Source organism: Lacrimispora sp. (genome assembly GCF_031982545.1).
GTDB lineage: Bacteria > Bacillota > Clostridia > Lachnospirales > Lachnospiraceae > Lacrimispora.
In genome coordinates this window covers 65,329-78,342 of record NZ_DALYXB010000011.1, presented here as the reverse complement: position 1 = coordinate 78,342, position 13,014 = coordinate 65,329, and the positions used below count along the sequence as shown (strand labels likewise).

Below are 13,014 nucleotides of genomic sequence, written 5' to 3'. Positions count from 1 at the left end.
ATGGAATTATCCTATCAGAGTACCAGAGGCAAAGAAGCCAATGTGACGGCTTCCCAGGCAATTTTAAAAGGGCTGGCAGCAGATGGCGGGTTGTTTATGCCAAGCTTTATCCCGAAGCTAGACAAGACCATGAAAGAACTTTCTACATTGACATATCAGGAAACTGCTTATGAAGTGATGAAGCTGTTTCTCACCGATTATACAGAGGAGGAATTAAAAAGCTGTATTAACTGTGCATATGACAGCAAGTTTGATACGGAAGAGATTGCTCCTCTTGCGAAAGCAGACGGTGCGTATTATCTGGAATTATATCATGGAAGTACCATTGCGTTTAAAGATATGGCACTTTCCATACTTCCTCACCTGATGACAGTTGCTGCAAAAAAGAATCAGGTAAAGAATAGGATCGTGATACTGACGGCTACTTCAGGAGATACAGGCAAGGCAGCCATGGCTGGATTTGCTGATGTGGAAGGAACTGAGATTATTGTTTTTTATCCAAAGAACGGAGTAAGCCGTGTCCAGGAACTTCAGATGGTAACACAAAAAGGAAAGAATACCCATGTGGCAGCCATTCACGGAAATTTTGATGATGCCCAGACAGGCGTGAAAAAAATCTTCGGTGATAAGGAATTTGCCGCTCAATTGGAAGAGAAGGGATATCAGTTATCATCAGCCAATTCCATTAACATTGGAAGACTGGTGCCTCAGGTGGTTTATTATGTGTATGCTTATGGAAAACTGCTGGCAGGGGGAGAAATATCAGATGGGGAGCGGATCAATGTAGCTGTTCCAACTGGAAACTTTGGCAACATTCTAGCCGCTTATCTTGCCAGACAGATGGGAGTTCCCATTGAAAAATTAATCTGTGCTTCCAATGAGAACAAAGTTCTTTATGATTTCTTTCAGTCAGGAACCTATGACAGAAACAGAGATTTTATTCTCACCAGTTCACCTTCCATGGACATTCTGATTTCCAGTAACTTAGAACGCCTCATTTATTTAAGCACCGGCTGTAATGCAGAGGAAAATGCAGAACTTATGAAAGAGCTTAATGAAACAGGCAGCTATACTGTTACACCAGCCATGAAAAAGTTTATGGAAGATTTTATTGGAGGATATGCAGGAGAGGCAGAGAATCAGAGAACCATCAAAGATCTGTTTGACCGCACCGGATATGTGATTGACACACATACAGGTGTTGCCGCTTCTGTATACCGTCAGTATAAAGAACAGTCAAAGGATGAAACTAAGACGGTTATCGCCTCTACAGCCAGCCCCTATAAGTTTTCCGGAAGTGTTTTAGAGGCTTTGGAAGGTAAGAATTCGGAGGAAGATGAATTCAGGATCATCGACCTTTTATCAAACGTATCCGGGATTGATATTCCCCAGGCAGTTGAAGAAATCCGCACCGCACCAGTTCTTCATCAGACCGAGTGCGATGGGGATAGAATGAAAGAAACCGTTATGGGCTTTTTGGCTTAATTTAAACTTCGCATTGCGTATCGGCGCCACTTCCCGCCTAAAACCCGGGTCGTGAAAAATATGGCGCGCACCAGCCAGTCGATCGTCATTGCAATCCAGATCCCCATCAGTCCAAGTCCGAAATACAGACTTAATAAGTATGCCATTACGATCCGGCAGATCCACATGGAACAGATGGATACGGTCATGGTAAAACGGACGTCGTTGGCCGCCCTGAGACCATTGGTCAGGCAAAATGACAGAGGATGAATCAGCATGCAGCAGATGCTGTGATAAACCATAAGTTCTATCGCCAGTGCACTTGTCTCAGCGGAGAGCTGGAACAGACCGCAGATCACTCTTAAGAAGGGCAGAAGGGACAAATTCAGAACCAGCAGCCACAAGTAAGCTGTTTTCACAAGCCTGCCCATATAATGGCGGGCTTGTGAAAGTTCACCGGCTCCAATGCACTGGCCTACTACGGTTACCATTGCGATTCCGATTGCATTGGCTGGTATGATTTCAAGCCCGCAGATGGTGCTGGCCACTGCATTTGCTGCGATGGCAACTGTTCCGAAGCCGGCAATCAGACTGGATAACAACAGCTTTCCCAGCTGGAAGATACTGTTTTCCAGTCCGTTTGGTATTCCGATATAGAGGATCTGGCCAAGGATGCGTTTATCCGGTTTAAGCCGGAATTCTACAGGGAATTCCCCCTGCTTTTTTAACAGAATAAGAATTAATACAGCTGAGATGATACGGGAGATCAGGGTAGAAATTCCTGCGCCAGCCACACCTAAGTGAAATACATAGATGAGGAGGGCGTTTCCAGCTATGTTGAACAGATTGGAAAAAAGGGAAATCTGCATGGAAACTTTGGAATTGCCCACTGCCCGAAACAGTGCTGCCGCACTGTTATAAAATGCCAGAAACGGATAGGATATTGAAGATATATAAAAATAGATTCTTGCATTTTCCAGTACATCCTTGTCAATGGATCCATAGATAACCTGGAGAAGCGGCTCGTTAAATATAAGTGTGAAGGCCATTAAAAAAAGTGAAATACCTCCGATTGCCAGAAACAGCTGCCCTGCAGCCCTGGCTACATTCTTATCATCCTTTTTGCCGATATATTGGGCAGTGACGACTGACCCGCCGGCCGCCATGGCTCCAAATAATCCGATTAAGAGGACGCTGATGGTATCTACGATCGAGATGCCTGATACAGCCGCTTCTCCGCAGGAGGCCACCATTATGGTATCCGCCATTCCCATAAACACAGCCAGAATCTGTTCAATCACCAGAGGAAAGATCAGATGTTTCAGCTGTGGACCTGTAAACAGTTCCGGGTGTTTGGGGTTGATTTCTGAAGCTTGTTCCCTGTTTTGGCTGTCCAGACCGGCGAATCTTATCTTATGTCTCATGAAAACTCTCCTGTTGTTCATTTATTTGTTTGTATTCATTATAGAACAAAATGTTTCTGAAAGCAAAATGTAACTTTGTTATAAAAAAAACAATCTTGAAAAAAATAATCTTTCCAAATAAGTTAAAATAGGTTATAATAAAAAAATGTAAGACAATAAATAATATGGAGGTCTGTGATATGTTAGTTTCAGCAAAAGAGATGCTTGAAAAAGCAAGAGATGGAAAATACGCAGTTGGACAGTTCAACATCAACAACCTTGAGTGGACAAAGGCTGTTTTACTGACAGCCGAAGAACTGAAATCTCCGGTTATTCTGGGAGTTTCCGAAGGCGCTGGCAAATACATGACAGGTTATAAAACCGTTACGGCTATGGTGAAAGCCATGATTGAAGAATTAAAGATCAGTGTTCCAGTGGCACTTCATCTGGATCACGGTTCTTATGATGGCTGCTATAAGTGCATCGAGGCAGGCTTTTCTTCCATCATGTTCGATGGTTCCCATTATCCAATTGCTGAGAATGTGGAAAAGACAACCGAGCTTGTAAAGGTTTGTAATGAAAAGGGCCTTTCCATTGAAGCTGAAGTTGGTTCCATCGGCGGCGAGGAAGACGGCGTAGTTGGTATGGGTGAGTGTGCAGATCCTGATGAGTGCAAGCAGATCGCTGACTTAGGCGTAACCATGCTGGCAGCAGGAATTGGCAACATTCATGGAAAATATCCGGCAAACTGGGCAGGTTTAAGCTTTGATACTCTGGCAGCCGTAAAAGATAAAGTAGGTGACATGCCACTTGTTCTTCATGGTGGGACAGGTATTCCGGAAGACCAGATTAAAAAGGCCATCAGCCTTGGCGTAGCCAAGATCAATGTTAATACAGAGTGCCAGCTTACCTTTGCAGAAGCAACCCGTAAGTATATTGAAGCAGGCAAAGATTTAGAGGGTAAGGGATTTGATCCTCGTAAGCTTCTTGCACCAGGAACGGATGCCATTAAAGCGACTGTAAAAGAGAAGATGGAGTTATTCGGTTCTGTTGGAAAAGCTTAAAAACCTTCTAAAAAAAATATTTTTGAAAAAAGTACTTGATTTTTTTAGGAAAATGGTTTATTTTAATTAAGAACAATGGCGTTCTCCTTATGATAGGAGGGCGCCTTTTCTGTTTTATGTGCATATTCAGATAATGAGGAGACTAAAATAACAATCAGACTTAATTTTATTAAGTGGAAATTAATATGAGAGGATGGAAAATTTATGAGCGAAGTTGTGAATGTAGCCGAGCTGTTCGGTAAGAATGTATTTAACGAGACCGTTATGAGAGAGCGTCTGCCTAAAAGCGTTTTTAAGAAGTTAAAGAAAACAATTGAAGACGGTGCAGAACTGGATCCTTCCATTGCAGATGTAGTAGCCCATGCAATGAAGGATTGGGCAATTGAGAGAGGCGCAACTCACTATACACACTGGTTCCAGCCGCTGACAGGCATTACTGCCGAGAAGCATGACTCCTTCATTTCCTCTCCCACATCAGAAGGTAAGGTAATCATGGAGTTTTCCGGTAAAGAGCTGGTAAAAGGTGAACCAGATGCCTCTTCCTTCCCTTCCGGTGGATTAAGAGCAACCTTTGAAGCAAGAGGTTATACTGCATGGGATTGTACCTCACCTGCATTTTTAAGAGAAGATGCAATTGGTGTTACACTTTGTATTCCCACTGCTTTCTGTTCTTATACAGGAGAAGCGCTCGATAAAAAAACTCCTCTCTTAAGATCGATGGAAGCGGTTGATGAGCAGGCTTTAAGAATTTTAAGACTGTTTGGCAACACCACTTCAAAGAGAGTAACTCCTTCCGTTGGACCGGAACAGGAATATTTCATCGTTGATCATGAAAAATATTTACAGAGAAAAGACTTAATTTACGCCGGAAGAACCTTATTCGGTGCAATGCCTCCTAAGGGACAGGAAATGGAAGACCATTACTTTGGTTCCATTCGTGAGAGAATTGCAGCGTATATGAAGGAAGTAAATGAAGAACTCTGGAAGCTTGGCGTACCTGCAAAGACCCAGCATAATGAGGTTGCACCGGCTCAGCATGAGCTGGCACCAATCTATGAGCAGGCCAATGTGGCAGTTGATCACAATCATATTGTTATGGAAACCTTAAAGAAGGTTGCAGGCCGTCACGGATTAAACTGTCTGCTTCATGAGAAGCCATTTGCAGGCGTAAATGGTTCTGGTAAGCATAACAACTGGTCCTTAACCAGTGACGACGGTATTAATTTATTAAATCCAGGCGAAACACCACATGAGAACATTCAGTTCTTACTGGTATTATCCTGTATCTTAAAGGCAGTTGACAAGCATGCCGATCTTCTCCGTCAGTCTGCAGCAGATGTTGGAAACGATCACAGACTTGGTGCAAACGAGGCACCTCCAGCAATCATTTCCGTATTCATCGGCGAACAGCTTGAGGACGTAGTGGATCAGCTTTGCAGCACAGGTGAGGCAACTCACTCCAAGTCAGGCGGTACCTTAAAGACAGGCGTTAAGACTCTGCCAGATTTATTTAAAGATGCAACTGACAGAAACAGAACTTCACCATTTGCATTCACCGGCAATAAATTTGAATTCCGTATGGTAGGTTCTTCTGATTCCATCTCATCACCTAACGTTGTATTAAATACCATTACAGCAGAGGCATTTAAGGAAGCGGCAGATATACTTGAGAAAGCAGAAGACTTTGATACGGCTGTACATGATATGATTAAAGAACAGCTGGCAGCACATAGGAGAGTAATCTTTAACGGCAATGGTTATTCTGATGCATGGGTAGAAGAAGCAGAGAGAAGAGGACTTCCAAACATCAAAGCAATGGTTGATGCAATCCCTGCTCTTACAAAAGAAAAATCCATCAGCATGTTTGAATCATTCAAGGTATTTACTAAGGCTGAGTTAGAGTCCCGTGTTGAGATCGAATATGAGACCTATTCAAAAGCCATTAATATTGAGGCAAGAACCATGATTGATATGACAGGAAAGCAGCTTATTCCGGCAGTTGTGAAATATACAACCGTTCTTGCAGATTCGTTAGGAAAGGTTAAGTCAGCATGCCCATCTGCTGATACCAGTGTGCAGGAAGAACTTCTCACCGAGGTGAGCGCATATCTTTCTGATATGAAGGTAGCACTTTCCGCTCTCATTGATATTACTGACAAATGTGCGTCAATTGGAGAAAACAAAGAACAGGCAGCTGCTTACCACAGTGAAGTAGTACCTGCAATGGCAGCTCTTCGTGAGCCGGCAGATAAGCTGGAAATGATTGTAGATAGGGATTTATGGCCACTTCCAAGCTACGGCGATCTGATTTTTGAAGTATAATAAAAAGTGATGACTGGCTGGAAAGCATACCGGTAACCGGATGGCTTTCCAGCCTTTTTTGTATTTCACTGGATTTCCGTTATAAGATCTGCTAAAATAGTAAAAAACCAGAAAAGAAGGCAAATATGATGGAAACAATGACATATGTAACAACCATATTGGAAAAAATCGTGAATATTCCAAGTCCCAGCGGATACACCAAAGAAGTGTTAAAGGCAGTGGAGAAGGAAGCGGCAGGGTTTGGATATGCTGCCTGTTATAATAAAAAAGGCGGACTGATTATTGAAGTTCCAGGCGAAGAAAAGGAAGTTCTTGGTTTATCCGCCCATGTTGATACGTTGGGCGCCATGGTGCGTTCCATTACCTCAAAAGGGATGCTCATTATGGTTCCAGTGGGCGGATTTATGATGGAGTCCATAGAGGGAATGTACTGCAAAGTTCATACCAGAACCGGAAAGACCTATACCGGAACAATACTTACCAAAGAGCCTTCTGTTCATACTTATGACGACGCCAGGACTTTGGAAAGAAAGCCAAAGAACATGGAAGTACGGTTAGATGAGATGGCTGACTGTGAAGAAGATGTGAGAAAGCTGGAGATCGCACCAGGTGATTATATCAGCTTTGATCCTATGTTTTCATATACGGAAAGTGGCTATATCAAGTCCCGTCATCTAGATGATAAGGCCTCTGTGGCAGTTCTTTTAGGGGTTTTAAAGGACATCAGTGAATCAGGGAGAAAGCCGAAAAAGACGTTAAAAATTGCAATCAGCAATTATGAAGAGGTTGGATTTGGCGCAAGCTGGATACCGGGAGACATTGTGGAGTTTATCGCAGTGGATATGGGAGCTCTTGGAGATGATTTATCAGGGGACGAACGGAAGGTATCGATCTGTGCCCTGGACTCATCCGGACCTTATGATTATGAAATGACCAACCGTCTCATTTCCCTGGCAAAGGAGAAAAAGATTGATTATGCCGTAGATGTATTCCCCCATTACGGTTCTGACGCCGGGGCAGCCATCCGTGGCGGACATGACATCAGGGCTGCACTGATCGGACAGGGCGTACATGCTTCCCATGGAACCGAGCGGACCCATGTGAAAGGAATGGAACAGACATTAAAGCTGATTGAGGCTTATATAGAACTGATATAAAAAAAGGAGGTCCTGTGGGTAGGACCTCCTTTTTTCAGCCTTCTATGGAGATGTAATTATTCTGTTCGATCTCAGTTTTCTTATTCTTTGGAACGGACAGCTTCAGAATCCCATTTTCAAATTTAGCACGGATATCTTCCTCTTTTACGGCATTGCCTACATAGAAACTACGGCTCATGCTTCCGGAATAACGTTCCCGGCGGATATAACGGCCATCCTTGTCTTTTTCTTCTTTATTCTCTCCTTTTGATGCAGTTATGGTTAAATAGCCGTCTGTGAGCCGGGCTTTGATATCATCCTTTTGAAATCCTGGAAGATCGATATCCAGTTCATAGCCGTCATCAACTTCCTTCACATCAGTTTTCATACCTTCTTTTGTGCCGAAAAAGGAACGGTCAAAGGGGAAATCCATCCAGTTACTCAATAAGCTCTCACCAAAAATGCTAGGCATCATCATAAGCCATATCTCCTTTCCAATGATTAAATGATTTATTTGTTATACATGTAATATAACACTCATTATTAGCACTGTCAACAGGTGAGTGCTAATTTAATAAAAAATTTATTTTTCGCTGTTGATACCCCCAATTTCTTTCAAAATAATGAATATGGTAGTATGTTTTATTGTTTTTATGATATAATCATAGCCAGACAAAAACAAACGTATTTTGAGGTAAAGAATGAAACCACATACATTTGCAATCTGTGCATATAAGGATTCGCCTTATCTGGAATCCTGTATCCGATCGATTAAAACCCAAAGTGTGGAATCCGATGTGATATTGTGTACATCCACGCCAAGTACCTATATAAGCGGTCTGGCTGATCAGTACGGGATTCCCCTGTTTATCAGACACGAGAAAAGCAGTATCCGGGATGACTGGAATTTTGCCTATTACATGGCAGATTCCACATTTGTGACCATTGCCCATCAGGATGATCTGTATCAGAAAGACTATGTAAAAAATCTGATGAATTGTTATGAACGTTATCCGGACATGACTTTATTTACCGGCGGTTATGTTGTTGTAAAGAAGGACAAGCTGGCAGCATTTGAGCCGGTTGAATTTATCAAGCGGATTTTACGTCTGCCTTTAAGGCTGCGATTCCTCAGTCATCTGTCCTGGGTTAAAAAAAGTGTACTGCTATTTGGAAATTCCATATGCTGTCCTGCATGTGCATATAATAAGGAACAATTGGGGGAACCACTCTTTACCTCCCCCTATCATTTTGCCCTGGACTGGGATACGCTTTATGAGCTGTCTAAGCTGCCAGGACGTTTTATCTGTGTGGAGAAACCCGTTCTTTATTACCGGGTTCATGAAGAAGCAGCGACAAAGGCAGCCATAGAGGATAACAGCCGTATAAAAGAAGAGACAGAGATGTTTAAAAAGATGTGGCCGGGACCAGTTGTAAAGGTGCTGATGCATTTTTACCGGAAGGCTTACCATGAATATGAATAAGAGAATGTCAGGAGGAAGCAGGATGAAGGTTGTATTATTAGCAGGGGGTCTTGGAACGAGAATCAGTGAGGAGAGTCATTTAAAACCAAAGCCAATGATTGAAATCGGTGAAAAGCCCATTTTATGGCATATTATGAAATATTATTCCCAGTTTGGATTCCATGATTTTGTGATCTGTCTGGGATACAAGCAGTATGTAGTGAAAGAATTTTTTGCAGATTATTTTCTTCATACCTCCGATGTGACGTTTGACCTTGCCAACAACAGCATGGAGGTACATAATAATTATTCCGAACCGTGGAAGGTAACCCTTGTGGATACCGGACTTAATACCATGACTGGCGGAAGAGTGAAACGAATACAGCCCTTTATAGGAGAAGAACCGTTTATGCTTACCTATGGAGACGGAGTCTGTGATGTGGACTTAAACGCACTTTTAAAGTTCCATGAAAGCCACGGGAAAATTGCAAGCATGACAACGGTAAATATTGCCCAGTTAAAGGGAGTTTTAGATATTGATGAAGGCGATGTTGTGCGTTCCTTCCGGGAAAAGGACGAGACAGATGCCAGCCTGATCAACGGCGGTTTTATGGTATTTAATCCTGAGATTTTTTCTTATCTGGAAGATGACTCTACAGTTCTGGAGCAGAAGCCATTACAGAGACTGGCAGCAGAAGGAGAACTGATGAGCTTCCATCACACTGGCTTCTGGCAGTGCATGGATACCCAGAGAGAGATGAAGAAGCTGGAAGAGTTATGGCAGTCCGGGAAAGCACCCTGGAAGATATGGGAGAAATAATATGACGAATAAAACAAATGACCGCTGGAAGGAACTTTCTGAATTTTTCAAAGGAAAGAGAATTCTTCTTACCGGGCATACCGGTTTTAAAGGAGCATGGCTCAGCCGTATGCTGATAAAAGCAGGAGCAGAGGTAACTGGGTACTCACTCCAGTCACCTACGGATCCCGCGCTGTTTGAAGTAGCGGATATATCCGCACAGATGAATTCTGTCATTGGAGATATCCGGGATTTAAATCATTTAAAAACTGTTTTTGATATGGCAAAACCGGAGATTGTTTTTCATTTAGCAGCACAGCCCATTGTAAGAGATTCCTATAAGGATCCGGTTTACACCTATGAGACCAATGTGATGGGCACGGTCAATATTTTAGAATGCATCCGTCTTACTGAGACGGTCCGTTCTTTTCTCAATGTAACAACCGATAAAGTGTATGAAAATAAGGAATGGGAATATGGTTACAGGGAGAATGATCCCTTAGATGGCTATGATCCATACTCCAACAGCAAATCCTGTTCGGAACTGGTGACCCACAGCTATGCCAAGTCCTTCTTTTCCCAGGGGAAAACAGCTATCTCCACTTCAAGGGCTGGCAATGTTATAGGGGGAGGAGATTTCGCAAATGACAGAATTATTCCGGACTGCATCCGGTCTGCCATGAAAAACCAGGAAATCGTACTTAGAAATCCTGACTCTACAAGACCTTACCAGCATGTCTTAGAGCCTCTGGCTGTATATATGACAATTGCCATGAAGCAGTATGAGGACTCTTCTTATCAGGGATACTATAATGTGGGTCCCGATGATAAGGATTGTGTCACAACCGGAGAGTTAACCAATTTATTCTGTGAAGCATGGGGACAGGGAATTACCTGGTCTGTCACACCCGATGGAGGACCTCATGAAGCCAGCTTTTTAAAGCTGGACTGCTCAAAGGTGAAAAAGGTCTTTGGCTGGACGCCCAGGTATGGAGTGAAGGAAGCCGTGGAAAAGACTGTGGAATGGACCAGAGAATATCTGGCCGGAGCAGATATGACTGAGGTAATGGATCTTCAGATCAAAGAATTTTTTAACCAATAGATTAAGAGAGGAAACAATTCTATGTTTGATAAAAAAACAGAAAAAGAGGCAAGGGAAGAAATCCTTGCACTTGTAAAGGAATACTGTGATACGTATCACAATCAGAAGAAGCCGTTTGAAGACGGTGACAGAATTTCTTATGCGTCCAGAGTATATGACAGTAAGGAAATGGTTAATCTGGTAGATAGCTCCCTGGAGTTCTGGCTTACCTCAGGACGCTATACCGATGAATTTGAGAAGAAATTCTCTAAATATTTAAAAGTAAGGTTTTGTTCCCTGGTCAATTCGGGATCATCAGCAAATTTACTGGCATTTATGGCACTTACTTCCCCGCTTTTAAAAGAGCGTCAGATCAAAAGAGGAGATGAAGTAATTACAGTAGCGGCGGGATTCCCCACAACTGTAACACCAGTGATTCAATATGGCGCAGTACCGGTATTTGTTGACGTGACCATTCCCCAGTACAACATCGATGTTACCATGCTGGAGGCAGCCCGCTCTGAGAAGACAAAGGCAGTCATGATCGCCCATACACTTGGTAATCCTTATGATTTAACGGCAGTTAAGGCGTTCTGCGATAAATATAATTTATGGCTTGTGGAAGATAACTGCGATGCACTGGGCACCGTTTATACTTTAGATGGGAAAGAGCATTTCTCAGGTACCATCGGAGATATTGGGACCTCCAGCTTTTACCCGCCTCACCACATGACCATGGGAGAGGGTGGAGCAGTTTACACCAATGATTCTCTGTTAAACCGGATTATCCGTTCTTTCCGGGATTGGGGACGTGACTGTGTGTGCCCTTCCGGTACAGACAATTTATGCGGACATCGGTTTGACCGCCAGTACGGCGAACTTCCTCTGGGATATGACCATAAGTACGTTTACTCTCATTTCGGCTATAATTTAAAGGCAACGGATATGCAGGCTTCCATCGGTTGTGCACAGATAGAAAAGTTCCCCTCCTTTGTTGAACGCAGACGCCATAATTTCAGCCGTCTTTACGAGGCGTTAAAGGGTACAGAGGGAAAACTGATTCTTCCGGAGCCCTGTCCTGGATCAAGACCAAGCTGGTTCGGATTTCTTATTACCTGTAAAGAGGGCGTTGACAGAAACCAGCTGGTTCAGTATGTGGAATCAAAAGGTGTACAGACCAGAATGCTCTTTGCAGGCAATTTAACCAAGCATCCATGCTTTAATCAGATGCGGGAATCAGGAAGCGGATACCGGGTTGTAGGTGAACTGAAGAATACAGACCGGATTATGCAGGACACATTCTGGATTGGGGTTTATCCGGGGATGACCGATGAAATGATCGATTACATGGCGAAGACCATAAAAGAAGGCTTAAACCAGCAGGCTTAAGTTCCGTTTTCCTGATTCATCAGAATGGAGGAGTTATGAAGGAGTATGATTTGACCAAGGTGCATCAGGCGAATCTGGGCATTTTAAAAGAGATTGACCGGATCTGCCGAAAACACGGAATCCAATATTTACTGGATGCCGGGACACTTCTGGGTGCAGTCAGGCACAAAGGATTTATTCCCTGGGATGATGATGCAGATGTAGCGTTTACCCGTACCAATTATGAGGCGTTTTTGCAGGTAGTACGGTCAGAGCTGCCGGAAGAGATGGAACTTCTTGAACCAAAGGATCTGCGAAGAGGAAAGGCCTTTTACGATTTCACAGCCAGAATTATTTATAAGAAAAGCAGAACCCATGAAGATACTGCTGAGATGAAATATTATGAAGGCAGACTGAATCATCTGTGGGTGGATTTATTTACCATTGATGAGTTGCCGGAAAACAAGGTTTCATCAACCGTAACTTTGCTGCTTCATACCATTATCTATGGACTTTCCATGGGACACAGATATAAGCTTGATTTAAGAAAATACAGTCTGTTAAATGGAATATGTGTCAGAATTCTGGCGTTGATTGGCAAGTTAATTCCTATGGGGGTTTTAAGAAAACTTCAATACTGGGCAGCGGTGAAAGACCGGAAGAAAAAAAGCAGACTGCGCTACTATAGTAATTATCAGCCGGATTATTTATATGTGACCTTAAAGAAAGAATGGTGTGAGGAAACTGTGGATCTGGAATTTGAAGATATCAAATTGATGGCTCCCAAGGGCTGGCATGAAGTCCTTACCTGGATTTACGGAGATTATAAGAAACTTCCTCCAAAGGAGAAGCAGGTACCCTCTCACTCCAGTACGGAAATTCAGATTTATGAATAAAAAAGACTGCTGCAGATT

Annotated in this window: 11 protein-coding genes; 9 read left to right on the top strand and 2 right to left on the bottom strand. The window is 43.0% G+C overall.

What is annotated here, in order from left to right; translation table 11 throughout:
- A complete protein-coding gene (gene thrC / locus ABS301_RS18475; RefSeq protein ID WP_349673616.1) occupies positions 1 to 1,485 on the top strand; it encodes a threonine synthase in 1,485 nt (494 codons plus the stop codon).
- Here thrC and ABS301_RS18470 read toward each other — a convergent pair.
- On the bottom strand, positions 1,482 to 2,888 hold the full coding sequence (locus tag ABS301_RS18470; protein WP_349673615.1) for an MATE family efflux transporter: 1,407 nt from the start codon (positions 2,886 to 2,888) through the stop codon (positions 1,482 to 1,484). The two genes, thrC and ABS301_RS18470, sit on opposite strands and share 4 nt — an antisense overlap.
- Before the next feature lie 179 nt (positions 2,889 to 3,067).
- Between ABS301_RS18470 and fba the strand changes: the two genes are divergently transcribed.
- The 3 genes from fba to ABS301_RS18455 all read left to right on the top strand — a co-directional run bounded on the left by fba (position 3,068) and on the right by ABS301_RS18455 (position 7,410).
- Positions 3,068 to 3,931: a class II fructose-1,6-bisphosphate aldolase gene (gene fba, locus ABS301_RS18465; protein ID WP_349673614.1), complete on the top strand. Its 864-nt coding sequence runs from the start codon at positions 3,068 to 3,070 to the stop codon at positions 3,929 to 3,931.
- 204 nt (positions 3,932 to 4,135) lie between these two features.
- A complete protein-coding gene (locus ABS301_RS18460) occupies positions 4,136 to 6,253 on the top strand; it encodes a glutamine synthetase III family protein (protein ID WP_349673613.1) in 2,118 nt (705 codons plus the stop codon).
- Positions 6,254 to 6,381: 128 nt separating this feature from the next.
- A complete protein-coding gene (locus ABS301_RS18455) occupies positions 6,382 to 7,410 on the top strand; it encodes a M42 family metallopeptidase (protein ID WP_349673739.1) in 1,029 nt (342 codons plus the stop codon).
- Between the two features lie 34 nt (positions 7,411 to 7,444).
- Here ABS301_RS18455 and ABS301_RS18450 read toward each other — a convergent pair whose 3' ends face one another.
- A complete protein-coding gene (locus ABS301_RS18450) occupies positions 7,445 to 7,867 on the bottom strand; it encodes an Hsp20/alpha crystallin family protein (protein WP_349673612.1) in 423 nt (140 codons plus the stop codon).
- Between the two features lie 223 nt (positions 7,868 to 8,090).
- Between ABS301_RS18450 and ABS301_RS18445 the strand changes: the two genes are divergently transcribed.
- From ABS301_RS18445 to ABS301_RS18425, 5 genes are read left to right on the top strand one after another with little or no spacing between them, the layout of a single operon-like run.
- Entirely contained in the window at positions 8,091 to 8,873 is a 783-nt protein-coding gene (locus tag ABS301_RS18445) for a glycosyltransferase family A protein (RefSeq protein WP_349673611.1), read from the top strand.
- Positions 8,874 to 8,895: 22 nt separating this feature from the next.
- On the top strand, positions 8,896 to 9,672 hold the full coding sequence (gene rfbF, locus ABS301_RS18440) for a glucose-1-phosphate cytidylyltransferase (protein ID WP_349673610.1): 777 nt from the start codon (positions 8,896 to 8,898) through the stop codon (positions 9,670 to 9,672).
- Between the two features lies 1 nt (position 9,673).
- Complete coding sequence (gene rfbG / locus ABS301_RS18435; protein ID WP_349673609.1) at positions 9,674 to 10,753, top strand: CDP-glucose 4,6-dehydratase; 1,080 nt, start codon at positions 9,674 to 9,676, stop codon at positions 10,751 to 10,753.
- Between the two features lie 21 nt (positions 10,754 to 10,774).
- Positions 10,775 to 12,121 carry a lipopolysaccharide biosynthesis protein RfbH gene (rfbH, locus tag ABS301_RS18430; protein ID WP_349673608.1) on the top strand — a complete coding sequence of 449 codons (1,347 nt, stop codon included), beginning with the start codon at positions 10,775 to 10,777 and terminating at the stop codon, positions 12,119 to 12,121.
- Between the two features lie 35 nt (positions 12,122 to 12,156).
- Positions 12,157 to 12,996, top strand: a complete 840-nt coding sequence (locus tag ABS301_RS18425) for a LicD family protein (protein ID WP_349673607.1) — start codon at positions 12,157 to 12,159, stop codon at positions 12,994 to 12,996.
- Positions 12,997 to 13,014 lie beyond the last annotated feature (18 nt).